The organism is Levilactobacillus sp. FUA 3915 (genome assembly GCF_044053135.1).
Taxonomy (GTDB): domain Bacteria; phylum Bacillota; class Bacilli; order Lactobacillales; family Lactobacillaceae; genus Levilactobacillus; species Levilactobacillus lanxiensis.
The window spans coordinates 171578-198021 of sequence record NZ_CP168704.1 but is presented as its reverse complement, the minus strand read 5'-3'; the positions used below and the strand labels follow the sequence as shown (position 1 = coordinate 198021).

The window sequence follows — 26444 nt, the reverse complement described above, 5'->3', positions numbered from 1 at the left end:
GAACGACGGGCAGCTGTGCACATTCACCAGAGAGAATTTTTTGGGAGGAAATTAAACAATGACCTATCGAGAAGAAGCAGATACGTTGGGTACCGTCAAAGTGCCCGCCGACGCCTTGTGGGGCGCACAAACGGAACGGAGTCGGCACAATTTTACGACCGGGCCCTTGATGCCCCTGGTGTTGATTCGGGCGTTGATTCAGCTGAAACGGGCCGCCGCGGTGGCTAACCGTGATTTGGGCGAAGTCCGCGAGGCTAAGGCGAACCTGATTATTCAGGCGGCGGACCAGTTGCTGGCGTTGCCCGATGACCAGCTGCAACGGGACTTTCCGCTTCACGTCTACCAAACAGGGTCGGGTACGCAGACCAACATGAACGTTAACGAAGTGCTGGCGCATCAGACGGCCAAGCTCGACCCGACCAGCGGGGTGCTGGCCAACGATGATGTCAATCACAGCCAGAGCTCCAATGATACCTTTCCAACAGCCATGGCGATTACCGCGCGGATGGCTTTACAGCCAGTGTTGGCGGCGACACAACATTTGATTGCCGAGCTGACGGCGAAACAAACGGCGTACTGGCAGGTCGTTAAGATTGGCCGGACCCATTTGCAAGATGCCACGCCGCTCACCTTTGGCCAGGAAATCAGTGGCTGGGTCAGCATGCTACAACACGACGTCGACTATCTCGAATCGCTCCAGGACACCCTCTTGGAACTCCCAATCGGGGGCACGGCCGTGGGAACCGGACTGAACGCGGCACCCGGTTTTGATGTGGCGGTTGCCGAGCAGCTGAGTGAAGCCTACGGGCAACCCTTTACGGCCAAGACCAATAAGTTCTTTGGGCTGGCCGCGCATTCGGGGTTGACTGTGGTACATGGCGCGTTGAAGACGTTGGCCGGCGACCTGCTGAAGATTGCCAACGATGTCCGCTTTCTAGCGAGTGGCCCGCGGGCCGGTTATGGCGAACTGAACATTCCCGCTAACGAGCCCGGTTCGTCTATCATGCCCGGCAAGGTGAACCCGACGCAGGCGGAGGCCTTGACCATGGCGGCGACGCGGGTGATGGGTAACGACGTCACGATTAGTGTGGCGGCCTCCCAGGGGAATTTTGAAATGAACGTGTACAAGCCAGTCATCATTGCCGCCTTTTTGGAATCGACGGACCTCCTGACCGGCACGATGCAGAGCTTTGCAGATAAGCTGATCCACGGGCTGACGGTCAATCAGGCACGGATGACGGCGTTGGTCGACCGTTCACTGATGACGGTGACGGCACTGTCGCCCCACATCGGCTACCACGCCAGTGCGGCGATTGCGCAAGCAGCGGAGCAACACGGCTGGACGTTGCGTGAGGCGGCGTTGAAATCGGGAGACGTGACCGCTGAACAATTTGATCAGTGGGTCGATCCGTTGGCCATGACGAACGTGAATCGACCAGAATAGAAAATGTTGAAGGGTCGTCCAGGTGGGCGGCCTTTTTATGCGCCAATGTTTCAGTGATCCCCAACTTTCGGTATAATGCGGCCAGAGAAACTTTTTTCAGAAAAAACGTTACCTTTGGGCGAGTCGTTCGTTATCTCAGTGAGAGGGGGAGGCAGCAGGATGCAGCTACAAGCGTACCAAAAATTAGTCGCCCAGCTGGCGGTCGAGCTGCAGCGCTACCTGATCAGCCGCGGGGCACAACGGGAAACGGCGGAAGACATCGTGCAAGACGTGTTCGTCAAGATTTTGGAAATGGAGCTAGTCTTGCCACCGGACAAGCTGCGGCCATACCTGTACCGGGTGGCGTGGTCCACCTACCTGGATCAGTATCGGCGTGACCAGCGTTATCGGGATTTGGTCGAAAAATACTTACGTCCGGAAATGGTGACCCGGCAACCACCCGTCGAAGATTCTTTGGGACCAGCGCTGGCGAAACTGTCGGACAAGGAACGCCGCTTGTTACTGTTGCGGTACGATCAGGAGCTGTCGATGGCCGCCATTGCCCAGGAGTTACGGATTCGCCCGGCGGCCGTGAAGATGCGGCTGCAACGCGTTTATCGCAAGTTGGAAAAAATATTGAGGAGTGAGGAAGCATGAATGAGGAGCAACAATTTCAAAAGCTAGCGCGTCGGGTCAAGTGGCGCCGCTGGGGCATCACCATCGGCTTGATTCTGGTGATTATGGTCGGTGGGGGACTGGCCTTTATCCAAATGACCAGGGTCAGAGCCAAGCAGGCATCCGATGAGATCAATCGGTCGTTTGACGTGATCAACGCGGTGCTATCCCCCAACGTTCAAATCAGTGATCAATTCTTAGAGAATAGCGATTTCTTTGGGGGCACCGTGGTCAGTCACCGCTATAAGGATATTGACGGGGCCCGCGAGAATTGGTCCGCCAATCGGGGGCCGTATACCTGGTTGCTGGGACGTGGCGGCGGTTTTTCCAATGCCACGGACATTTCCGATACGGCCGCTTATGACCGGGTCACCCAACACAAGATTCCGCTCTTCTACAACGTTAATCGGCAGAAATCCGAGGTTCAGCCCGCTCACGAGGTCCGGCAGGTCGTGCGGCAAAAGCATTACCTAGCCGAAGTCGCCCTGACCTTTGACCACCGCCTGACCCTGAAGCAAATTAACGCCAAATTACCGGCTGGGGTTCACGCTAACTGGTATTGGGCCGGTGTTTCTGGTAAGGCCGACGCCACCATCATGGACAACAATTTTGTCGGCTTCCAGGGGGCTAGTCAGGCTAAATTCACCGCGGAAAACTACCGGTGGTTCCGCCACGAGGCCCTGTCCACTGCGAGCGGAATGACGTACAACGGCTTTGATGTGCTCGCGTACGCCAACCACTTTGCCAAGCGTTACCCCAAGCTGGACCAGGCCAAGTTTGCCGGCGTCATCGTGACCGGGAAGAGTGGCGCGTTTAAACCCCTGACGCAAGCTAAGTGGATTACGACCAGTTCTGTCGGCTATTTTCAACCGGACACGGGCATAAAATGAAAATTAGATTAAAAAACGCTTGACTTATTTCTCATCAAAGTCTAATCTTATCTCCAAGCTAGATTGCAGGTAAATAATTAGCGTTGATGAAGACGATTAGATTGGTGCGGCACTGACCAGCGACTCCCGTTTGGTGTGAGGGGAGACAGGGCCGCCAGTCGAAAATCACTTCGGAGTGAAGTGGTGAAGAAATTTTTTCTAGTAACCGCGTTGGTGGCACCCATTATCGTGCGAGCGGATTGTCCCGGGCAGTCCGTCAAGTGACGACTTAAGGTCGTAAATGAGGTGGTACCGCGCGTTGAGCGCCCTTAGCAGAAGCAAAATTCTGTTGAGGGCGCTCTTTTTTTACCACGGCAGCTAAAGGCTTACCAAAAGTTGAAAAGTTTGGAGGGATTCGATGGATAAGAGATTTGGATTAGGATTGTTGGGACTAATGGTGGTTGGTACCTTAGCCGGTTGTGGGTCAAGCAAGTCGGCGACCAACCAGAACAAGGCGTTGAACGTTACCATGCCAGCCGAGCTACAAACGGCTGACCCCAATAAGGCCACAGATGCGTACTCATTTTACATGATGAAACAGACCACTGAAGGGTTATATCGCCAGAACAATAACGGTAAGGTGGTCGCAGCGATTGCGACTAAAGTTGTGAAGCCCACGAACAATGGGAAGACCTATACGTTTACGCTGCGCCACAATGCTAAATGGAGCAACGGCGACCAAGTCACGGCCCAGGATTTCGTCGAGTCTTTCCGCCGGCAGGTTGATCCCACGACCAAGGCCCAATACGCCAACCGGTTTGCCACATTTGTGAATTACGATGCCGTTCAAAAGGGCACGAAACAACCGTCCGCCTTAGGGGTTAAGGCATTGGGCAAATACAAACTACAAGTGAACCTGACTCGCCAGAACCCGTCCTTCAATTACGAAGCGGCGACTGAATATCTGCCAGTCAACCGGAACTTGGTCAAAAAATACGGCGCCAAGTACGGGACCAACTCCGACCGCGTTGTGGCCAATGGGCCTTACGTGCTGAAGAAGTGGAACGGGACCAAGGACAACTGGGTCTACGTGAAGAACAACAAGTACTACGATGCCAAGAGCGTCAAAATCAAGAAGGTCAACGTGCAAGTGGTCAAGACCGACTCGACGGCTGAAAAATTATTCGCCGCCGGCAAGGTTCAAGAAACTAAGATTTCTGGGACCACGGTCACTGGGACGGCCAACAACGCCAAGCTGAAGAAGCAAATGCGCAAGACGCTAACGACCGCCGTTTCCATCCAATACTTCAATACCAAGACGAAGTTGGGGGGCAACCAAAACTTCCGGACCGCTGCTAGCCTGGCAATTGACCGGAAAGAATTAACCACCAAGGTCAATCAGGATGGCTCCGTGCCATTGAAGAACATGGTGGCTCAGGGCGTTGCCAAGGACCCGAACAACGGCAAGGACTTCGCCGTCAGCACCGGGAACTACACGCCACACAACGATGCCAAGGCCAAGCAACTCTGGAACAAAGCCAAGCAGGAATTGGGCGGGGGTAAATTTAACATCACGCTCTTGACCAACGATTCCGACGGCTCCAAGAACGTGGCCGAATACATCCAAAGTCAATGGCAAAAGGACATGCCGGGACTGACCGTCACGATTTCCTCAATGCCACTGACACAACAGATCAACAAGATGTTCAAGGGTAACTTTGACGTTTCCACGTTCGGTTGGACCGGGGATGAACCAGACCCAACCACCGACCTCGACCTGTTCATGAAGGGCAATTCCATCAACTTCTCGAACTACGTGGATAAGAAATACAACCAGTTGATGTTGGCCGCCCAAACGGAAACCAACGCCAAGAAGCGGTTTGCACTCTTGAAGGAAGCTAGTCAACGGTTGTCTAAGTTGGGCGTCTTCAACCCACTTTACCAACAAGCCCAAGTCAACCTGGTCAGCGACAAGGTCGGGGGTGTGAAGTACAGCACCTTCAGCACCGCCGCGCAATACCGCTACGCTTACTGGAAATAACGAGTTTGATTGATGATGCTGGTCGTTCCCGGCGGTGGGTTCAAGGCTGCCCTGCTGTGGGGAACGCTTCCAGCTCGACTTTGAGCGTGAAGCTCGGTCTCAAAGGTCGTCCCGCCATCTAAGCTGAGTGAGAAATCTCAGCCAAGATGACCGACACAGCAGGCCAGCCTTGACCCACCTCTGGTCACTGATGTTGGGGGTGATTGCCAGTTGTGTGTTGGAAATCCCACCTGTTCTATTGGCCTCACATATGTGGATAAGTAGTGTCATACCGAGTAACAAGTTAATTGAAGAATAGATTAATGGATTCGTTAGTTGTGGGTTAAACCAGTGTTAGCCGCAGGGATGGTGAAAATGAGCTAGTGAGGTCTGTGTTAGTGACCAGAGGCGGGGCAAAATGCCCAGCTGTGTCGGTGGTCTTGGTTGGGTGAATTTTTTCCAACCTAGTCCACGGGTCAACCTTTGAGACCGTTCTATGGCTCAAAGTTGAGGCGGAAGCCAGGTCCTCAGGCTGGAACCGACCCCATAGCAGGGCGTTTTGGCCCCGCCGGCGGGAACGACCAGAACCGCGCCACGGCCCATTTTCACCATCCCTGAGGCGTAATAAATACTAAGTTTAAACCAAAAAATATCGAAGGAGTGGTTTCATGGCAGATACAGCAGCAGAAACGTTACAGAATGCCGTCAATCAGGCCCTAGCCGAGGATCGGCAACGGCTGGCGGACTACTTACATTTGGAAACGGTCTCCGCGCAGAAACGGGGAATCCCCGAGACGGTAGCGTTCTTGGAACAGGCCTTTCGGAAGTTAGGCGCCAACGTCGAGGTTTGGCGGGATGTGGCTGGAAGCAATCCCTTTGTGTTCGCGACGTTTGCCGCCGGACCGACCGGTAACGCGGACAAGACGCTGTTGTTCTACAACCATTATGACGTGCAACCACCGGAACCCTTAGATGAATGGCACACGGAACCCTTTACCCTTACAGAGGTTGAGGGGAAGTACGTTGCCCGGGGCGTTTCCGATGACAAGGGCGAGTTGATGGCCCGGTTGTCGGCGGTCAAGGCCCTACAAAATAGTGGCGGCTTACCTTGTAATTTGAAGTTTATCGTCGAGGGTGAAGAAGAAATTGGCAGTGTCCACATTGAGCCAATGGTGCGGCAACACGCAGCGGATTTAGCGGCTGACGTGGTGGTGTGGGAGACCGGCGGCAAGGATGCGGACGAGAATTTCAACGTCACCTGTGGCGTGAAGGGCATCATGAGCTTCGAGGTCAGCGTCCAAACGGCTGAAAACGATTTGCATTCATCGCTGGCGGCTTACGCAGACAACGCGGCTTGGCGACTGACCCGTGCATTGGCGTCGTTGCGGGGGCCAAACAACGAGGTGTTGGTGGATGGCTTCTACGATGACGTGCGTGCCTTGACGCCCGTGGAGCAACAGGCAACGGACCAGTTAGCCTTCAATGAAGCAACGACTCGCCAGAACTTTGGGTTGAAGCGGCCATTAGTCACGGAAGAGCCAACGACGGCGCTGGTCAACGCGACGACCATGACCATCAACGGCCTGACCAGCGGGTACGAGGGGGATGGCGTCAAGACCGTCCTGCCTAAGTTTGCCAAGGCCAAGCTGGATTGTCGGTTGGTGCCGAATCAGGAGCCACATAAGATTGCGCAATTGATTCAGGCTCAGCTGGACCGCAACGGCTTCGACGACGTGCATGTGACCTATTTATTAGGTGAAAAGCCATTCCGTTCAGACTTGACCGATCCCTTCGTGCAAATGGCATTGACCACGGCGAAGGCCGCTTATGGGGACCACGTGAAATTGGTGCCCAACGCTGCTGGAACCGGGCCACAGGCACCATTTGATGAAGCCCTGCACACGCCTATCGTGGCCTTCGGGTCCACCTGGGCGGGGTCGGGTCCCCATGCACCCAACGAAAACGTGCGGGTCGCCGATTACCAGCAGGACGTGGCTTACACGGCGCAACTGTTGCAGGCGTTTGGTCGTTCTGAATAAAAAATAGAATATTTAAGAACACCAAAATGGTTCGAGACAATCACTGTCCCGGCCCATTTTGGCGTTTCGTCGTTAGGTAACTGTGGCTGTCGGTTGTTGGAAATTTTTCACGCAGAAATGTACTGATCCGGTGAGTGACTAAGTGTGTGAATCGCTAGAAATTGGAAATAATTAGCCAATGAAAATGGCAGTTACGCTAGACAAATTGGCTGCGAATTCGCTTAATGGGTGGTGACGAATGTGATAGGCAGGGGCCACTATCCATGGTAGGATTGAGCTTATCAACTTAATATTTTGGGGGTAGTGGGCATGAAGACCTTTGTATTTGACGTGGACGGCACCTTGAGCTTTGATGGGCAAACGATTGCGGCAGAAATCTTAGCCAGCATTCAGGCATTGGTGGAACGGGGCCACCGGATAATTTTTGCTTCAGCGCGACCCATTCGCGACTTAATGCCGATTATTCCAGGGTTTAAGCACGCCCAACTGATTGGTGCCAATGGAGCCCTCGTGGCTCAGAATGGTCGCGTCGAAGTCGTTGCACCTATTCAGACGGCAGATTTCCACCGGCTCCGTGGGGTCATTGCCCAGGCTAATCTGGATTACGTGGTCGATGGCCGCTGGAACTACGCCGCGCGGGTCACCCCGACGCATCCCCTGGCCCAACGGATTGATCCGGCTCACTTGGCGCAGCGGGTCTCTTTAGCAGAAATTACCACGGCCGTGAAGGTGGTACTCCTCGGGTTGCCACCGCGTCAGGCCACTGACTTGTCCCGCACGTTGGCCGCTCGGAAAGGCTTAGCAGTGGTCAGCTATGCCGGGGAGGGCAACTTAGACATTACGGCCCAAGATATTAACAAAGCAACGGCCCTGCAGCACCTGGGCGTGACCGACTACATCGCGTTTGGCAATGATCAAAATGACCTGGAAATGTTGGCCGGCGCACGTACCAGCGTCTGGGTTAGCAGCAAAACCCAACTGGCGCACCTGGGCCAACGGGCATCCGTCACCTGTCAAGCGACCAGTCAGGCGGTGGCGACACAGATTGCCAGTTTGGCCTAGACTTCACGCGCGTTTTTAAGCTGCACCGAGAAATTTCAGTTGTAACTCGGGGCAACTTGTGCTAATCTGACAACAGTTGCATAAGCTTAAAGACAATAAAAACGGCCAACGCCCAACCTGCTACGACGGTTAGCGAACTAAGGATAGTGAGAGCTTAGTCACTCGTCAGGTGGGGATAACCCCGTTTTCGTTGCCGGCTGAAATTTCGAGAGTAGGCCGCGCCGTGATCCGCCACGTTATCAAGCGGAACGTATGATAGTACGTTTATTTAAAGTTGGTTTTGATTACTAAAACAATTTGGGTGGTACCGCGGAAAGATCTTTCGTCCCTTGATTATGGGGATGTTGGGTCTTTTTTTAGTGCTCAAAGAAGGAGAATACAAATGACAGAAGCGTTAGTCAGAGATTTATTCGGCGAAACACACTTTGCCGAAAGTGAAGAAGTTGTCTTACACGGTTGGGTGAAGACGGTGCGGGGGTCTAAGCGAGTTGGGTTTATCGAACTCGGCGATGGCTCAACCATCAAGAATGCCCAAATCGTGATGAAGAGTGACATTGAAAACTATGCAGAACTGACGAAGTTACCACTGAGCTCAACGATCAAGGTCGTGGGGACGGTCGTTTACACGCCAGACGCTAAGCAACCCTTAGAAGTTCACGCCAAGTCCATCACGTTGGAAGGGACTTCCGACAACGATTACCCGCTGCAAAAGAAGAAGCATTCCTATGAATACTTGCGGACCATGGCCCACTTGCGGCCACGGACCAACACGTTCTACGCGGTCTTCCGGATTCGGTCATTGGCAGCCTTTGCCATTCACCAATACCTGCAGGGCCACGGCTTCACCTACGTGAACACGCCAATCATCACCAGTAGTGACAGTGAAGGGGCCGGGGAAATGTTCCGGGTCACCACGCTGGACATGAACAACCTGCCTAAGACGGACGATGGCAAGGTCGATGACCACGAAGACTTCTTCAAGAAGGAAACCAACTTGACGGTCAGTGGTCAACTGCCCGTTGAAGCCTTTGCTTTAGCTTTACGTGACGTTTACACGTTCGGCCCAACTTTCCGGGCAGAAAACTCACATACGGCCCGGCACGCGTCAGAATTCTGGATGATCGAACCAGAAATGGCCTTTGCCGACCTGCAAGACGTCATCAACGAGTCCGAAGGGTTACTGAAGTACGTGGTCAACTATCTGTTAGACAACGCCAAGGATGAGTTAGACTTCTTGAACGGCGCCGTTGACGAAGGCCTGTTGGACCGGTTACACCAAACGACCAACGAAAAGTTTGCCCAAGTCACTTATACGCAAGCCATTGAAGAGTTGGAAAAGGCCCCCGTTAAGTTCGACGTTCCCGTTTACTGGGGCCTCGACTTACAAGCCGAACACGAACGCTACCTGTGTGAACAGGTTTACAAGCGTCCAACCTTCTTGACGGATTACCCTCGAGAAATCAAGGCCTTCTACATGCGCGATAACGACGACGGTAAGACCGTTGCCGCTGCTGACTTGTTGGTTCCACGTATCGGTGAATTGATCGGTGGGAGTCAACGTGAGGAACGTCACGCTGAAATGGCCAAGAAGATCAAGGACAACAACTTGCCACAAGAGGAATACCAATGGTATCTTGATTTGCGGAAGTATGGCGAAACGCCACATTCCGGTTACGGTATCGGGTTCGAACGGTTACTGATGTACGTGACGGGGATGGAAAACATCCGCGACGTGATCCCTTACCCACGGACGCCAGGTAACGCTGAATTCTAATTTTTTGAAATTTAGGGAAAATGAAAAGGGCTGTCAGCCGCTAGCAATAGCGGTTGACGGCCCTTTTGGCGTCTGGAAAAGTGTAAAAGAAAACCCGTTAGCCGCGCAACTAACGGGCAATTGACCAGTAGCAAAGTGGCGCACAGGCTCAAAGAGTACAAGGTTGATCCCAAAGCAGTTATTTTAACCGTTAGACATTGATGTGGTTTCGGACGCAAAGCATTGCAATCCTAGTTGTCATACCTGATAATAGAGAAGTTGCCTAACCCACACTAGCAACAGTGGGGAGGTGAACTCTCATGTTTCAAAATCTTTTTGCGCCACTTGTTGTTGGCATCCTAGTCGCCTTATTTGCGGACTGGTTAGACCGTAGACGGCATAGGTAGTTTTAGGTAACTTCTAACCCACCCGTTTATTTACATAGACGTACAAAAAAGGCTCTGACTACTCCAATAGTCAGGGCCTTTGGTGAACTCAATGTTCCAAAATCTTTTTGTACATTCAGTATAACACAAGTGTGTTATACCTCAAATGTAATGAATTACATTTGAGGTAGTGGCAGGCGGAATTGGAGGGCAATAAAAGCCGCTAACCAATTAAGATACCAGTTTCCACCATCCTTGCATGATGAGTCTTGTGTGCTGTTTACCCAGAAAGCCTACTATACCCACGGACGCCAGGTAACGCTGAATTCTAATTTTTTGGAATTTAGGGAAATTGAAAAGGGCTGTCAGCCGCTAGCAATAGCGGTTGTCACCCCTTTTGGCGTCCAAATTAAAGGTTAATTGTCAATTGAAAATATGATGACTTAGCGTTAGGGGAGCGATAGCTGATGTAATGAAGTCGCTGATTAGTGATCAGCCATAAACTTGAATGCTTTATTTAGGTTTTCAGAATCTTGTAGATTGTTGAACGTTATTCTACGGGCATCACCATTATCATTATAATACTTCATAAAGAAAGCACTGTTAGAGTTTATTTTGGCGTTTTTAAGAACGACGGTATACCTTTTCTTACCCAATTTTTTCTCTAGTGTTGCTAGGTCAATACTTGGTATATCATTTTGCTGTCCCAATGAGAATTGCCGAATTTGGTGGCGTACACTTTTATAGGCAGAATCTGTTTTTCGATAAAAGTAAATCGGAAAATCTTTATAGGGATCAAAAGACTTGGCGTTTATTCGTTTCTCCACTGTAGTAGCACTTATGATGTAAGGTGTTTCATGATAGCTTTTATAATTTGGCGTTTGGGTGAATTGTAAAATACATCCCAACAGAACGACTATCAAGAACCCGAAGCCACTCCACGTTTTAAAATCTAGATCTTTAGAGCGAAGATAAAACCAGACCAAATCACTTAAAATTAAAGCGCCTACTAAAATCCATAAACGCAAAATATAGTTTTTCAATGACGCGTCGGGTAAGTCTACCCATACATTCGATAGTTGACAATAATCAGTTATCCTAATATATAATAAACCACCGGCAATTATACTAAGGATAATCGTCGCAATGTTAAGTCTGCGTTGCACCTTCATATGACATTCCCCTGACAATAATGGATTCTTCGCGATTTCCACCGCCCTACATGATGATTCTCGTGTGCTGGTTACCAGAAAGAGTCCCATTGGCTACCATATCTTGATGATTAATACATTTTGGACAAAATAAAAATGCCGTTTTACCGGCATTTTAAGGGGTTATAACAATCCGTTTCTGGTGCTTTATGGAGCCGGCGGGGATCGAACCCGCGTCCTAGCATATTGCCAACTTAACGTCTACACGCATAGGCAGACTACTTAAAGTTTCACTGAATAACTTGCCGCCTGTCAGGGCCCACATACTCAGCTAACCTGATTCATCTCTTCTAACGTACTTCAGGTGGGAGCCGTTAGCGTAAGCCCGTTAAATTTAGGACCCAGATCTAGACCGCGGGCAAGCCTAGGAGGATCTACGTTAAGCGCCTATTAAGCAGCTAAAGCGTAAGAATTGTTATTATTTTTTGCAGTTATAATAAACTGGACCTTTTAACGTAGATGCCGCTACGACGCGCAGTCAAGCTTCAACCTATACCAGTCGAATCCAGAACGGCCCCATTTCGATACTGATATAGTGTACCATACCTGAGCCCGTCTGCAAAATATTTGACTTGAATCAGCCGTAACCGACGTAAAATTTTGGCCGGGTCGGGGATGGATGGGGAACTAAACGGGTGACTGGTCAATCCGCGTAACCCGTTTTAAGCTAAAGAGTGTACGCTTAATAAGAGACAACGGTCCGTGGCAAAAATCGGTCACCCCATGTGGTATTCAGAATCCTGATTGAACGGTATAATGTGAGAGTGAGGCCATTTTCAAGTCCCACCGGGATCGTCGAACACGACACTGGCACCCAATCCGTGGACAGTGTCAGTAGTTCCCAGCCTGAAATTAGTTTATACTGACAGCAGTGACCAGCACAACTATTTTAAGTGATTCAAGTGTTAGGTGCGTTATCAGCCAGGATGGCCCTTAAATAATAGAAGAGAAACCGGTTACCGGCTAAAAGTTACAGAAACTTCATAGTTCTATCACCACCATTTCTGATTAACTTGTTAACTTCAGGATAACTATGATCGACTAACTTTTTCGCCGGCACCGAATCCAGATAACGTTGGAATCAGTGGAGGTAACGATGAAGCTTTTAATGATAGAAGATAACCATTCAGTTTCGCAAATGATGTCGATGTTTTTTAAGAAGGAACAGTGGGACGCGCAGTTTGCCTACGATGGCAACGAAGCGGTCGAAATGTTTTCCGCCGCACCCAATGATTGGGACATGGTCACGCTTGATTTGAACCTGCCCGGGATGGACGGGATGCAGGTCAGCGCGGAGATCCGTAAGATTTCGCCGACCGTGCCCATCATCATGTTAACGGCCAGAGACTCCGAAAGCGACCAGGTCTTGGGATTGGAAATGGGGGCGGACGATTACGTCACCAAGCCATTTAGTCCCATTACGTTGATTGCCCGGATCAAGGCCCTGCACCGGCGCGCCGAATTGGGGCCCGTTTCCAAGCCGACTGAAGACGATACCGCCAATGATACTGAGGCGTTTGACGTGGTCACGGAAAACTTCAAGCTCAACACCAAGACCCGGGAAGCCTACCTGAACGACCGGCAGATTGAGGACCTGACGCCCAAGGAGTTTGACCTCCTGAAGACGTTGGCCCAGAAGCCCCGGCAGGTCTTTTCCCGGGAACAACTCCTCCAGCTGGTCTGGGATTACGAGTACTACGGTGATGAACGGACCGTGGACGCCCACATTAAAAAGCTCCGGCAGAAGATTGAAAAGGTTGGCCCACAAATTATTCAAACGGTTTGGGGAGTCGGTTATAAATTCGATGATAGTGGAGCAAACAAGCAATGAAACTCATGTATCAACAGATGTTAGGGTTCTTTGCGGCAATCATGATTATTTTGGTCATCATGGGCGTGTCGTATTCGCAGATGACCCGGCACATGGTGTACAGTAACACCTGGAACTCGCTGGAAAAATATTCCAACAGTCTGATTGAGCAGTCGCTGCGAATCAGCTCGCAGAAACCCAATACCGTGCAATTCGATACGACCTCGCTCGAGAGTAGTGAGCAGTTGCTCCAGAACCAGGCTATCAGCACAACCATCTACAGTGCAACTAATAAAATCGTTTTTCCCGCCAATGTCTACCAACAGGCGATTGATAAGTCTGATTGGAAGAAATTGAAAAATAACCAAATCATTCACAAAGTCGTCGATCGACGGGTCCGTAACAAGAATGGCCGAGTGAGTCCGGCGATGACCGAAGTCATGAAACCTTACTTCTATAATCATAAATTAGTGGCGGTCGTGGTGATGGGGGCCTTCGTCTCGGACATCAACACCAACGTGAACCAAATCAACCGTAATTTAATTCGGGCGTTATTGGTTTCATTCCTAGTGGCCGTAGTGGCGAGCTACATTTTAGCCCGGTACTACACGTCACGAATCAACCGACTGCGGACGGCGACCAATCAGGTGTCTAAAGGAAACTACGACATTCAAATGGCCAGTCGCAATCGCGATGAAATTGATGATTTGATCAATGATTTCAACGGTATGGCCCACTCGTTGAAGGATTCACAAGAAGAGATTCAACGCCAGGAACAGCGGCGGCGAGAATTCATGGCCAACGCGTCTCACGAAATGCGAACGCCATTGACCACCATCAACGGCTTGCTGGAAGGCTTGGCCTATGATGCCATTCCCGAAGAGAGTAAGGAAGAGAGCATCGACCTGATGCGGAGTGAAACCAGTCGCTTGATTCGGTTGGTCAACGAAAACCTGGATTACGAAAAGATTCGGTCCAACCAGATTGCGCTGAACCTGCACGAGTTTAACGCGGTCGACGCGCTTCACAACATTGTGGAACAGCTCAAGCAAAAGGCCGATGACTCCGGCGATATTCTGGAGTTGCAGGCGCCCAAGGAAATTGCCGTGTATGCCGACTATGACCGGTTTGTGCAGATTATGTTTAACATTACGCAAAACGCCATTCAGTTTACCCAGCAGGGACACATCACCATTTCGGCCCAACGTGGCTATGAGGAGACCATCGTCAAGGTGGCCGACACCGGGATGGGAATGAGTGACGAGCAGCTGCAAAACATCTGGGAACGCTACTACAAGGCCGATCCTTCGCGGAAGAATACCAAGTACGGCGAGTCCGGCTTGGGACTGTCCATCGTGCACCAGCTGGTCCAACTGCACCATGGTAAGATCAGCGTGACCAGTAAGGAAGGGGTCGGCACGACCTTTACCGTCATCTTCCCCGATCAGCACCAGACCAACTCGCAACGCGCAAAAACCACGGAATAGGGAATTCGCGGGAGTGTTTTGGGGCTAAACATGATACAATGAGGGAACCATTAAGGAGGAAACTTTTGAAACGAGTACAAATTACCGGGAAGTCCGTCCGTAAGTTTGAGGACGGCTATCCCATTGTCGCTTTAACCGACTTAGAAAATAACAAGGATTTTGACAACGGCGCCTGGGTCCAATTGGAAAACCATGGCCATTTCGTGGCGACGGCTTACTTCGCCAAGCAACACCGGGGCATCGGCTACGTGCTGAGCCTGAAGGAAAATGAACCAATCGATGAACGCTTCTTTACCGGCAAGTTCCGGGCCGCCGCTGCTAAGCGGAGCGCCTTTGCCAACCAAGAGGCTTACCGGTTATTTAACGGCACTGGTGACGGCCTTGGCGGTTTGGTCGTAGATGTTTACAACGGCATCTACGTCTTCCGCTGGCAAAACGCCGCACTGAAGCAACAAGCACGGTTGATCTACGCGGGCTTTGAACGCATCATGGGCAAGGGCCAGACCATTGTGGCAGCCATGCCTGGGCAAGAAACCACCCAATTGATCAGTGGCGACCTGGGTCAACAACCTAGCAATGTTTTGGAAAACGGCATCACTTATCCCGTTGACCTGACGTTGAGCCGGCAACAGTTAGCCCTAGAGTTCCGGGATGTCCGGGACTGGGCTAAGCAAAATGGCCAACAAAAGCGTGTCTTGAACTTATTCAGCGCGGAAACTGGTTTAGTTGCCGCTGCCATGGTCGGTGGGGCCGTTGACGCGGTCAGTGTTGACCCCACGAACCGGGCCACGACCACGTTGCAAGCTCAATTGGCTGCCAACAACCTGGAACAAGCGCCCGTTGAAATGCGGACGATGGACGTGACCAACTACCTGGATTACGCTAGCAAGCATGGGCTGACCTTTGATATGATCATGATCAACCCACCTGCCTTTATCCGTGGTAAGAAGCGGACCTTTACGCTGGAACAAGACTTACAACCACTGGTTGAACAAGCCTTGAAGGTGGCGACGACGGGGACGAAGATCCTGGTCACGGCTACCGCCCCAACGTATTCCATGAAGCACTTACAGTCAACGGTTAACGCTGCGGTAGAAAATTATACCGGTCATGTAACTGCTTTCAATACGTATGGCTCGCCAAATGACTTTTTGACCAACGTTGCCGACCGTCATAGTGAATCGTTAAAGGGTTTACTCTTGTCGGTTGATTAATGAAAACGATTGAAAATAAACACAAGAAGGACTACTTGGTTAGATAGACCACTGACCAATTGGTCCTTTTTTTGCACAACAATGGTTTACTTTTCGAAAAGAAACATTTACACTTACTAATGCTAATTAAGAAGCGCTTACAGAGAGAAACGACAGAGATGAAACGAGAGTTGAGGTTTGCATTATGGGTATATTATTAGCTTTGATCCCCACGGTTTGTTGGGGAAGTATTGGATTGATCAGTGGCCGTCTGGGTGGGACTTCCTATCAACAGACGTTAGGGATGACCGCTGGGGCCGTTTTATTCGGGATCTTCTCATTGGTCTACTTCCACAGTGCCTTAACCGGCATGTCCATGCTGGTCGGAATTGCTTCCGGGCTGTGCTGGTCAGTGGGGCAATTTGAACAATTCCAGTCCATGAAGTTCATTGGGATTTCACGGACGGTGCCCATCTCCACCGGGTTACAACTCGTGGGGACGGCGCTGGCCGGGGTCTTACTGTTCCACGAATGGAAGACCACTAAGATGATCACGATGGGCACGATTGCCGTTATCGTTTTGATCATCGGGGCAGCCATGACGTCCTTGCGTGACAAGCGCGCCGCAGCCGGTTCGAGTCAACCCGTTGAAGCGGGTCGGGGCTCAATCGCCATCGTGATTTCTACGATTGGTTACGTGCTGTACACGGTTATCGTCACAGCATCTGGCTTGGACTCCAAGACGATTCTCTTCCCACAATCTTTGGGAATGATTTTAGGGGCCTTGATCTTCGTGATGTTCTCTCGCCAAAAAGTTTGGCACAAGGCAACCGCCAAGAACGTCATCACCGGTTTGGTCTGGGGCATTGGGAACTTCTTTATGTTCATGTCCATTCCAACGGTCGGCTTGGCCATCAGTTACTCCCTGGCACAATGTGGGATCGTTATTTCCACGTTCGGGAGCATCTGGTTACTGGGTGAAAAGAAGACTGGACGCGAAATGGTCTACATCACAATTGGCTCTCTGTTAGTTGTTGCTGGTGGGGTTACGCTCGGTTTAATGAAATAGTTATAAGGGACGGCTAACGTGGGTTGGCGTCCCTTTTTATTTTCTTAAAAAGTGTGGACTAGACCATTTACTTTTAAGGGGAATGCGTTATAATGGACTAGTCAAAACAATAAAAGTGAGGTTATCTAAATATGGCACATATCGCCTTCGATCGTTCCAAACTTGATCCGTTTATTCATGACAACGAACTTGGAGAAATGCAAGCGCTTGTCACCGCTGCAGACTCTGAATTACGCCAAGGTACCGGGGCCGGTAGTGACTTCCGTGACTGGTTGGCACTGCCCCATGATTACGACAAGGAAGAATTTGCCCGCATCAAGGCTGCAGCAAAGAAGATTCGTTCTGATTCTGAAGTCTTGATTGTGATTGGTATCGGGGGCTCCTACCTGGGTGCCAAGATGGCCGTGGACTTCTTACACGACACCTTCTTTAACTACTTACCAGCAGAAAAGCGTCAAGGACCCCAAGTCTTCTTCGCTGGGAACTCAATCAGTCCGGACTATGTTCATGACCTGATCAACTTGGTTGGCGACCGTGACTTCTCCGTGAACATCATCTCGAAGTCTGGGACCACGACGGAACCTTCCATCGCCTTCCGGATCTTCAAGGACATGTTGATCAAGAAGTACGGTGCCGATGGGGCCAAGAGCCGGATCTACGCCACGACCGACAAGCAACGGGGGGCTTTGAAGACTGAAGCCGACGCTGCTGGTTACGAAACGTTCGTCATTCCTGACGGCGTTGGTGGCCGTTACTCCGTCTTGACTGCCGTTGGTTTGTTGCCAATCGCCGCTTCTGGCGCTGACATCGACGAATTGATGAAGGGGGCCGCTGACGCCCAAGACGCCTACACCAACCCTGATTTGACCAAGAACGAAGCTTACCAATACGCTGCCTTACGGAACATCTTATACCGCAAGGGTTACACCACTGAATTGCTGGAAAACTACGAACCACGTCTGCAGTACTTCGCAGAATGGTGGAAGCAATTGATGGGTGAATCCGAAGGGAAAGACCAGAAGGGTATCTACCCATCATCCGCAAACTTCAGTACCGACTTGCACTCCTTGGGTCAATACATCCAAGAAGGTCGCCGGAACTTGATGGAAACGGTCATCACCGTCGACAAGCCTCAAAACGACGTTGACGTGCCTAGTGAATCTGATGACTTAGATGGCTTGAAGTACTTGGAAGGCAAGCAAATGAGCTTTGTCAACACCAAGGCTGGCCAAGGGGTCGTCTTAGCTCACACCGATGGGGGTGTTCCTAACATGGGCGTCCACATCCCTGACCAAACGCCATACACGTTGGGTTACTTGATCTACTTCTTCGAGGTGGCCGTTGCCATTTCTGGTTACCTGAACGGAATCAACCCATTCAACCAACCCGGTGTTGAAGCTTACAAGGTGAACATGTTCGCCCTGTTAGGCAAGCCTGGTTTTGAAAAGTTGGGTAAGGAATTAAACGCTCGGCTCTAAACTTAAACTTTAAATGAAAGCATCGCTGCGAATTTCGTGGCGGTGCTTTTTTGCTAGCCGTGGGTAAAAGTGACTTACTGGTCTAGCCCTGAACGGCTAACGACCCATCAGTAGCCGTTTTAGTGTCCTAGGACGCGTTTGGTGGGTGAAAACGTCTGACTATACCAATTTTCACATGCGACGCTCTCACGGCGATTTTAGACGCTATTCTGGGATGGTGGTGAGGGAGAGTGGATTTTGAACAAGTGGACCGGTGAATTGTGATAATGAAATATAGGCACGCAAAAGATAAAATCCGTGGGTCTTTGGTAGGGTAAATTGCCAAGGACCCACGGATTTTTACGTTGGAAATAAAAAAGTTGCTATTTTATTTAGCGGATGATACCAAACGACATAATGTGACATCCCCAACGTGTATGATTACGAGTGTCTGGTGAAACGGTACCCAGACAGTTGTGCCGGCAATCGGGGAACCCGAATTGTCGGGCGAAGGAGGATGTACATATGGATATAGTGAAAGGCGGATTCGCCGGTTTGCTGGTCGCGTTGAGCTTAGGCGGGGCCTTAGCCACGGTATCAACGACGGCCCAGGCCAAGCCACAGCCAGTCCAGGCCACGGTGACGGAGGTCAATGGCAAGAAAGTCGTCATGTATAACGGTAAGCAGTACACGTTAAAGCAGGGCGTTGAGCTGGGCCTTACCAGTGATAGCAGCGTTAAGGCTAAGGAAAATCGGTGGACGTATAAGCTGACCAACGTCAAGGCCAAGCGGACCAAGTCTGGCAAATCGGTGAAGGTCAGCGGCAAATTAGCCGTCACCAACATTCCGTTGAGCGTATTTACGCCGGCTAAGAACGTGCAAATCGTGACAGCCAATGGCGTCAAGCTGGCGAAGGTCACGAAGCAGTTAACCTTTAGTCAGGTCGTGAAGACCAAAGCGAAGAAGCTGACACTGCGGGCTGGCTACAACGGCAAGGTCAATGGTCATCAGTCGTTTTTCGTTTTATCGGCCAACAAGAGTTTCAAGGTCAAGGCTTACAAGTAACACCTAATCTAAGTGAGAACAACAAGTTCTAGAAAGTGGGATCAGAATGAATAAATTGATGAAGACGGGGCTGTTAGCCGCCCTGAGTATTGTGTTAGTTGCGCCAAGTTTGACGACACCAGCCAGCGCGAAGAGCAAGGTCAAGGTACTGTCGACCAGTAAGGTTGCCCCCAAGACCTATCACGGGAGCATGGGGAATATTTACAGCAGTGCCAAATTGACGCACCGCAAGTACAAGATGAGTAAGTACCGCTACACCACCTGGACTGCCACCAAGAAGGCCGTTATTAAGAACCACGGCAAGAAGGGGACGCTGGCTTACATTAAGTCCGGCAGCAAGTCTGGTTGGATCTACAAGAAGTACCTGCGTTCTGGGAAGGCACCGTTTAACAAGCAGAAGCGGTTGAATGATACTTATACGGCTTACTTAGCTGCACTGATGCATGCTAGTTCTGATAGTCAAGCTAAGCCTTACAGCAGAAGCTATGAAGATTTAGCTGGTTCAATTAAAGACAATTGGGAGTCCAATTCTTTTAAATCACGTGCTGATGACGTGAAAGCTGCTACTAAAGATAAAGATTCTTTAATGGATGTATATGGCGTATTTAAGAGCCGTTTCTCTGGTTCCCAGCGGAAGAACTTGGATGCCATGGCTAAGCAATTAGATAATCTGGAACCCATTACGGATAACCTGGATGAAGTTAGCTCAACTATGGAAACTTTTTCTCAAGCATTAAGCACGGCCGTTGGTGATTTAAGCTAATTCAGTTGAAGGTGAAGTCTTAATAACTGTAAAAGGAGCAAATCCAGAATGAAATTAATGAAACTTATCAGCGCAGTGATGGTCGCCACGACTATGGGTGCTGCAGTCGCTGTTACCACACCAGGCGTGACGGCAGACGCCAAGGCTAAGAAGTCGTTGAAGACTTTTCCGAAGTCCTTGCGGCGTACCTGGTATCACTATGAAAAAAATGATAACGGGAAGTTCACGTACAGTAAGCTGACCTTTACCGCTAAGAGCCTAACTATGAAATGGGCAGGGTGGGGAACCACCAAAGCCAACACGGCGGATAAATACGTGCTACACCAATACAACTCAGCTAAAAAGCTACAAAAGGGCAAAGATAGCTGGATCTTTGCTTATAAGGCGGGAAAGTCAACTAAAATGGGCGGTTGGAACACCACTAAAAGTGCGATGACGGCTAAGGATGCCCTTTCAAGCTACAAGGTTGTCACGGCTAAGGTGAACGGCAAGAAGGTTAAGGTGCTACATGATAAGCATTTGTCTTCGTTACCCGTTGATATCCCGTACTACTACACCAGTAAGCAACTGGCTAAGCAAACGAACCCTAAAGGTTACAACTACACCAATCTATATGGCGCGAAGAAATAGGTTGTAAAATCATTGCTACTTTCACCTCCAGAGAAAGTGGCAATGGGGGCTGTTGGCTTGTGAGCTAATGGTGAAAGGGGATGTTCCCCGACTGCGGTCTTTCTACACAAAAGTTCCCTGGAGTCGGGGGATGTTCCAGAGAATAAGCAAAATACGTCTGATTATTTGTCCTCTTAGGACAAGTAGTCAGGCGTATTTTAGAATCGACAGTCTTGAGCTATTTGAAGACAAGAAGGTCAATGTCACGCAGGAAGTATCAAACAACTAAACCAATCAAACACGATTGTTATTAGTTGATGAGAATTACGGCAATTCGTTTACAAGAGCCTGAGTTAGCAGGTATACTACCGGTAGTCGTTGAGATGCAAGTGAAAGGGGTGGGAGCCGATGACCGATGTGTTCAAAATTGTTAATTGGTTTCGAGTGACCAGTAATGCAGAGATGCGAACGATTCAAGCCGATGAGTTAACACAAATGAAGGTCATGAAGCTGCTATATTATGTTCAGGGAACGCATTTAGCAGCCTATGGCGAGAAGGCTTTTGCCAATGACCTCTTTGCTTGGCAGTTTGGACCAGTGGTGCGTGAGATCCACGAAAAATATCAGGGTCGACGGGGAATCGTTGGGAATCTAACTGACGATACAACGGCAGTCGATGACTATCAAAGTATTTCTGAATATTCCCAATTAGGTATCGTATTGGCAGCTGTATGGACGGCTTTTGGGGACCAATCAGCAACCGAGTTGATGCGGCGAACACATGAGGAACGGCCGTGGCTGGAAACACCTCAAAATACCGTCATCAGTCCTGAGCTAATGAAAGACTTCTTTATTGCTGAGGTTGTTGCTCAGTGACCAAACTTCGGTTGACATCCAAGTACGAGAAGTCTGCGAGAAAAAAGGTCGAGTTGCGAAAGCGAAAAATTCGCCCGATTTAAAATTGAAGTGCAACACCCCTTAAGACATTGAGGGTAAACAAATAGGCCATGGAGACCTATACTTTTAAGCGACCAAACCAAAAAGAAAGAGGTATCTCCATGACCCAGTCAAATCATACCACTACCATTACTTACCAACAACTCTCTGCCGAAGAGCGTGGCCAAATTGAAGCGTTCTTGAAGGACCACCAATCTGTTCGCCAAATTGCTCGTAATCTTCATCGAAATCCCAGTACTATCTCACGCGAAATCAAGCGTGGCACGGTTCGCCAGCTTAACTCCGACTATCTGCCATACTATCAATATTTTGCTGAAGCAGGACAGGCTGTCTATGAAAAAGACCGCCTTAAATGTCATTCTAAGGGCTTGCTAAAGCGTTGCTGGCTCTTCTTCAAGCTATTAGTCGAAGCGCTTAAAACGAAGATTAGAGTCGATAGTGTCGATAGCTTCGTCCACCGATTCCATCAGCTTTACCCTGACAAGCCTTGCCCATCGACACCTACTGTTTATCGATACATTGATTTAGGCTATCTGAATCTGTGTAACGCTGATTTACCAGTCAAACTACGTCGTCGAGTAAAGAGCACTCGTCGAGCTCGCTCCCGAAAGAATAAGAAGATATTGGGCAGCTCAATCGATGAGCGCCCAGCTATCGTCGACCAACGTATCTTGGTGGGCGACTGGGAAGGAGATCTAGTTAAGGGCAAGCGGGTTACTAGCGAACCCGCACTGATGACATTGACCGAGCGTGTCAGTCGTTTTGAAATCATCGTTAAGATTCCTGACTACCACGCTGACACTTGCCGCCAGGCACTTCAAGGGGTCATTACGGCCTATGGTCCTAAGAACTTCCAGTCAATCACATTTGACAATGGCAGTGAGTTTGCCGAGCTAGATCAGGTCCAAGGAACCAAAGTTTACTTCGCTCATCCTTATACGCCCTCTGAACGAGGGTCTAATGAGAATCTCAACGGTCTCATCCGTGAGTACATTCCGAAGGGCATCTCTCTCAAGAACTTTGATCTACCAACGATCCAAGCCATTCAAAACGCACTTAACCATCGATTACGTAAATCCCTGGGCTATGCTAGCGCCGCCCAGGTCTTCAAAACACAGGTCTTCAAGAACATGCATCCTGTTATGCTTACGCCTTACTGTCCTGTGTTGCACTTGATTTGACAATTGGGGAAGCGAAAAATTCTTAACTTTGAGCCGGATCGATTGGCGTTTAACTTTTCCTTCATCACACGAGATAGAAAGTATGGCTTTGATGGTAAGGGATTTACCAAAGTCGTCAAGGGCCAAATGTTTGATAAAATGGTTCGACTCTCGTCAGAACGCTACAATGCGATTCTTGGATGGCCTAAACGACTTGGATTAGAAAATTTGCCGGAGAAAGAAGTTGCGGTAGCTGTTCATCCTGATTTTACGCGATCGTTACGACACTTAGACTGTCTACCGGGTTTTTGGATTTTTCGTATTTCAGATACGGGACGAATTATTGGGAGAATTCAGGAGAAAACGTTTTATATTCTCGCTGTGGACACAAAATTTAAATTATATAAGCATTAAAAAATGAGGCTGTGACATAACTAGCCTCTGTAGAACAAAAATAAGGCACGAAACCGAACTTTGGTTTCGTGCCTTATTTCCATGCTCTTGATTCTCAAGCCGTCTTCTCCTGGTGGAGACTAACTTGAGGATATTCAATGCTAGAACGAGGATTCCAGTTTCTTTTTTGACCTTCGCTAGACCACGGACCGAGTAGCGATTGAAATGCAAATAAGCCTTCATCTTGCCAAAAATTGGCTCTACATCAATCTTTCGACGTCCGTAGATAGCATTGTTTTCTGGCTTTGAAAGCTGGGTGCGTTCCTTTGCCTTAAAGTATTCCCATGCCTCATTCACTTTAATTCGGCGAAGCCTTTTCTTTGGTGTCAAAGCCAGTGGAATCACTTCATGATTCTCATTGTATTTTTCGGCTTCGTATTCTTTAAATCCACGAGTAAAGCCATACTTGTCAGTGCTTTTTCGATAAGCTTTAAAGTTGAATCTGACACCTTTCGGGTCAATAAAATAGTCATCTTTTTCGTAGTAATCCCAATTCATTACCTTTCGATCATCACTTTGCCACTTCCGACTATTTTCTTTGAGCATTGTCCCGTAAGGAACTAATACGACGTGTTTATCGAGCTCGTCTTCACAATATCGGTAGTTACTTTCTGAGCCATAACCTGCATCGGCCACAATGACTTTACCAAGCACATTTTGCGATTCCAAACTTGCTAAAAATAGTGGAAAGGTTCGTGTATCGGTTGGGTTTTGGAACAGGTCGAATCCGGTAATAAATTGATTGCTCGTTGCGATTTGAAGATTGTAGGCTGGCTTCAGCTGGCCATTTTGCATGGGGTCTTCCTTAACCCTCATGAAAGTGGCATCATGATCAGTCTTTGAGTAGCTGCTTCGTTGACCGTAGGTTGCTTGTTGCTGCTGATGTTCAATCATCTTGTCCCGCCGTTGGTCTAATTTTCGGCGCTGTGTTTTAAGAAGCCGTCGCTGTTGCTTGGCTGGGTTAGGTGATATTTTTCTTGTTGCCTGAACTTTTTCATCTAAAGTAACCAACTTATCCTCAACTGTTCCAATCACAGCGTCCAACATGCTCACTGTAAGGTCAGAACCAGCTGGGACTTCACCGATGAGCTTTGCTTCGTGGAGTTCGCCCAAAATCGAGACCAATTGGTCCCGATTCATTTTGTCAAAACGGATGGTGTTCTTCCGCCACACAAAGCTATATTTATTGGCATCGGCTAAAATCTTAGTCCCATCAATAAATGTGACATCGTCAATTACACCGGCATCTTTTAAAAATGACGTTAAGTTGTTTAAACTTTGCTGCGTCAAATTAGCCAATTCATCCGAGATACGAAAACGACAAATAGTTCGATATGAAGGAACCTGGTCGGCGATTAGCCAACCAGCGGGCTTATTTTCACGGGCAAATTTCTCGATTTGACGACTACTGAAAATTCCATAGGTATAAGCAAGTAGGACTAGTTTAAGCATGGCAGCTAAATCATATTCTCGAGGACGACCAAACTGATAGGAGTAGTCTAACTTTAGAGATTCAACCAGCGTATCAATGTAACGAGCCGGATGATTTTCTTCTGGCAAATAGTCTAAAGCGATACTCAAAGTCGTTTGGTTCATGTTATAATAATCTTGCATATTGAACATCCTTTCGGGGATAGTTTCGAGGAGTGTCGGGTGCGACCGATGCTCTTTTTTATTTTGATTATACCAAAAAACTGGTTGAGGAAAATCCGAAGATTTTTCTCAACCAGTTTTCGTTTTGGAGACTTATGTCACAGCCTCTTTTAATTACCATTAAGAAGCCACAGAAGCCGAACTGGCCACCACAGTAAAGTGGGTGACGACAAATTGTTTACGTTGGTTCAGATGCCCGTAAAGTGCAACCCGTGCCCCGGACGTGGCCTGGTACAGGAAATTCAGCCCATGCTGGTGAATCAGGCAGTTGTGAACGTTACCGGCCTCGTCAGCAACCTTCGCAAAGATGAGTAGGGGACTGAGCTTGAGGACTTTCGGGTCAGCGATTATTTTTCCGTTGAATGCGCGTTGTTCCATGATCATCACCTCAAATAGCATTATACGAACAAACGTTCGATAACGCAAGCAGAATTTTTCGCGGATGATTGCAATTAAGAAATAGCAAATTTTAGCCGCGTTCACTTGTTCAAAGGTGAACAGAATAAAATTCTACCGCTCGCCTTTGCTAAGATAGAATTGCCAGTAAAAATGGTAATACTTAGAAAAGGTGGGTGTCAATTTTGAATGGATTTATCGGTGAGTTTTTTGGGACCATGGTTTTAATCCTTCTCGGAGCCGGCACGGGTGCTGGGTTGAACCTGAATAAGTCCTATGCTAAGGGATCAAGTTGGCTGTTTGTCTGCACTTCCTGGGGATTGGCCGTGACGATGGGGGTCTATGTGGCCGGCGCATTGGGTTCAGATGGACATTTGAATCCAGCCGTCACGATTCCATTTGCCCTGTTTGGCCTCTTTCCCTGGTCACATGTTTTGCCTTACTTAGCCGGCCAATTTCTCGGTGCTTTTGTGGGTGCGGCAATCGTCATCTTACAATTTGCCCCCCACTTCAAAGCCAGCAAGGGTGAAGCAGAAGGCAACACGGTCGGCATCTTTGCAACGCGGCCAGCGATTAAATCGCCATTTTATAATTTTATTTCTGAAACGGTTGCGACCTTTGGGTTTGTCTTTGTTCTGCTGAACCTCGGGAACTTTACCCAAGGACTGAAACCATTCATCGTCGGAACACTGATTCTGGTCATTGGGACTGGCCTCGGGACGACCACGGGCTTCGCGATTAACCCAGCCCGTGACTGGGGTCCACGGTTGGCGTACACGATTTTGCCAGTGCCAAATGGTGGCAGTGGTGAATGGTGGTATGCCTGGGTACCAATGTGTGGCCCACTGCTGGGTGGCACGATTGCGGCAGCGATTAAGGTTGCCCTTTGATGTAATTAGGTTAGACAGACAGAAAACTATCCATCGGCAGTTAC

General features: G+C 49.3%; 22 protein-coding genes, 1 other RNA gene and 1 pseudogene. 20 read left to right on the top strand and 4 right to left on the bottom strand.

The features are described from left to right. Positions 1–58: 58 nt before the first annotated feature. From ACEPST_RS01350 to ACEPST_RS01315, 8 genes are all read left to right on the top strand, one after another. Positions 59–1444 (top strand): class II fumarate hydratase, encoded by a 1386-nt coding sequence (locus tag ACEPST_RS01350; RefSeq protein ID WP_204120900.1) that lies wholly within the window; start codon positions 59–61, stop codon positions 1442–1444. Between the two features lie 159 nt (positions 1445–1603). Next, the gene (locus tag ACEPST_RS01345) at positions 1604–2080 is read left to right on the top strand and encodes an RNA polymerase sigma factor (RefSeq protein WP_204120899.1); all 477 of its coding nucleotides are present in this window, start codon (positions 1604–1606) and stop codon (positions 2078–2080) included. Beyond that, entirely contained in the window at positions 2077–2988 is a 912-nt protein-coding gene (locus tag ACEPST_RS01340) for a sigma factor regulator N-terminal domain-containing protein (protein WP_204120898.1), read from the top strand. Before ACEPST_RS01345 ends, ACEPST_RS01340 begins: the two co-directional genes overlap by 4 nt. A 397-nt stretch (positions 2989–3385) precedes the next feature. Next, positions 3386–5008, top strand: coding sequence for a peptide ABC transporter substrate-binding protein (locus ACEPST_RS01335; RefSeq protein WP_203644921.1), 1623 nt, complete (start codon positions 3386–3388; stop codon positions 5006–5008). Between the two features lie 647 nt (positions 5009–5655). Then, a complete protein-coding gene (locus ACEPST_RS01330; RefSeq protein ID WP_204120897.1) occupies positions 5656–7026 on the top strand; it encodes a M20/M25/M40 family metallo-hydrolase in 1371 nt (456 codons plus the stop codon). 309 nt (positions 7027–7335) lie between these two features. After that, entirely contained in the window at positions 7336–8088 is a 753-nt protein-coding gene (locus tag ACEPST_RS01325) for an HAD-IIB family hydrolase (protein WP_204120896.1), read from the top strand. A gap of 382 nt (positions 8089–8470) precedes the next feature. After that, a complete protein-coding gene (gene asnS / locus ACEPST_RS01320) occupies positions 8471–9862 on the top strand; it encodes an asparagine--tRNA ligase (protein WP_204120895.1) in 1392 nt (463 codons plus the stop codon). 299 nt (positions 9863–10161) lie between these two features. Next, positions 10162–10248: a type I toxin-antitoxin system Fst family toxin gene (locus tag ACEPST_RS01315; RefSeq protein ID WP_125765626.1), complete on the top strand. Its 87-nt coding sequence runs from the start codon at positions 10162–10164 to the stop codon at positions 10246–10248. A gap of 464 nt (positions 10249–10712) precedes the next feature. Here ACEPST_RS01315 and ACEPST_RS01310 read toward each other — a convergent pair whose 3' ends face one another. Both ACEPST_RS01310 and ssrA read right to left on the bottom strand, forming a co-directional pair. After that, entirely contained in the window at positions 10713–11399 is a 687-nt protein-coding gene (locus tag ACEPST_RS01310) for a hypothetical protein (RefSeq protein WP_204120894.1), read from the bottom strand. A 186-nt stretch (positions 11400–11585) separates the two neighbouring features. Then, positions 11586–11956: a transfer-messenger RNA gene (ssrA, locus tag ACEPST_RS01305) on the bottom strand. Positions 11957–12534: 578 nt separating this feature from the next. Between ssrA and ACEPST_RS01300 the strand changes: the two genes are divergently transcribed. From ACEPST_RS01300 to ACEPST_RS01250, 11 genes are all read left to right on the top strand, one after another. Then, positions 12535–13269 carry a response regulator transcription factor gene (locus tag ACEPST_RS01300; protein WP_204120893.1) on the top strand — a complete coding sequence of 245 codons (735 nt, stop codon included), beginning with the start codon at positions 12535–12537 and terminating at the stop codon, positions 13267–13269. After that, positions 13266–14735 (top strand): sensor histidine kinase, encoded by a 1470-nt coding sequence (locus ACEPST_RS01295; protein ID WP_203646182.1) that lies wholly within the window; start codon positions 13266–13268, stop codon positions 14733–14735. Before ACEPST_RS01300 ends, ACEPST_RS01295 begins: the two co-directional genes overlap by 4 nt. Positions 14736–14800: 65 nt before the next feature. Beyond that, positions 14801–15949, top strand: coding sequence for a class I SAM-dependent methyltransferase (locus tag ACEPST_RS01290; protein WP_204120892.1), 1149 nt, complete (start codon positions 14801–14803; stop codon positions 15947–15949). Between the two features lie 184 nt (positions 15950–16133). Continuing rightward, the gene (locus ACEPST_RS01285) at positions 16134–16997 is read left to right on the top strand and encodes a GRP family sugar transporter (protein ID WP_204120891.1); all 864 of its coding nucleotides are present in this window, start codon (positions 16134–16136) and stop codon (positions 16995–16997) included. A gap of 131 nt (positions 16998–17128) precedes the next feature. After that, entirely contained in the window at positions 17129–18475 is a 1347-nt protein-coding gene (locus tag ACEPST_RS01280; protein WP_204120890.1) for a glucose-6-phosphate isomerase, read from the top strand. Between the two features lie 504 nt (positions 18476–18979). Then, complete coding sequence (locus ACEPST_RS01275; RefSeq protein ID WP_204120889.1) at positions 18980–19519, top strand: hypothetical protein; 540 nt, start codon at positions 18980–18982, stop codon at positions 19517–19519. A 46-nt stretch (positions 19520–19565) separates the two neighbouring features. Next, positions 19566–20282, top strand: a complete 717-nt coding sequence (locus tag ACEPST_RS01270) for a hypothetical protein (protein ID WP_204120888.1) — start codon at positions 19566–19568, stop codon at positions 20280–20282. 48 nt (positions 20283–20330) lie between these two features. After that, entirely contained in the window at positions 20331–20912 is a 582-nt protein-coding gene (locus tag ACEPST_RS01265) for a hypothetical protein (RefSeq protein WP_204120887.1), read from the top strand. 387 nt (positions 20913–21299) lie between these two features. Next, the gene (locus tag ACEPST_RS01260; RefSeq protein WP_204120886.1) at positions 21300–21767 is read left to right on the top strand and encodes a Panacea domain-containing protein; all 468 of its coding nucleotides are present in this window, start codon (positions 21300–21302) and stop codon (positions 21765–21767) included. Positions 21768–21949: 182 nt separating this feature from the next. After that, positions 21950–23029, top strand: coding sequence for an IS30 family transposase (locus tag ACEPST_RS01255; RefSeq protein WP_395390477.1), 1080 nt, complete (start codon positions 21950–21952; stop codon positions 23027–23029). A gap of 3 nt (positions 23030–23032) precedes the next feature. Next, positions 23033–23422, top strand: coding sequence for a hypothetical protein (locus ACEPST_RS01250; RefSeq protein WP_395425076.1), 390 nt, complete (start codon positions 23033–23035; stop codon positions 23420–23422). Between the two features lie 110 nt (positions 23423–23532). On the opposite strand, the pseudogene ACEPST_RS01245 reads toward ACEPST_RS01250, so the two are convergent. Further along, positions 23533–25075 (bottom strand): annotated as a pseudogene (locus ACEPST_RS01245) (IS1182 family transposase); the annotation flags it as partial. A 159-nt stretch (positions 25076–25234) separates the two neighbouring features. Further along, positions 25235–25492 carry a hypothetical protein gene (locus ACEPST_RS01240; protein WP_204122061.1) on the bottom strand — a complete coding sequence of 86 codons (258 nt, stop codon included), beginning with the start codon at positions 25490–25492 and terminating at the stop codon, positions 25235–25237. A 203-nt stretch (positions 25493–25695) separates the two neighbouring features. Here ACEPST_RS01240 and ACEPST_RS01235 point away from each other — a divergent pair, with 203 nt between their 5' ends. Next, positions 25696–26400: an MIP/aquaporin family protein gene (locus ACEPST_RS01235; RefSeq protein WP_125765622.1), complete on the top strand. Its 705-nt coding sequence runs from the start codon at positions 25696–25698 to the stop codon at positions 26398–26400. Positions 26401–26444: the final 44 nt, after the last annotated feature.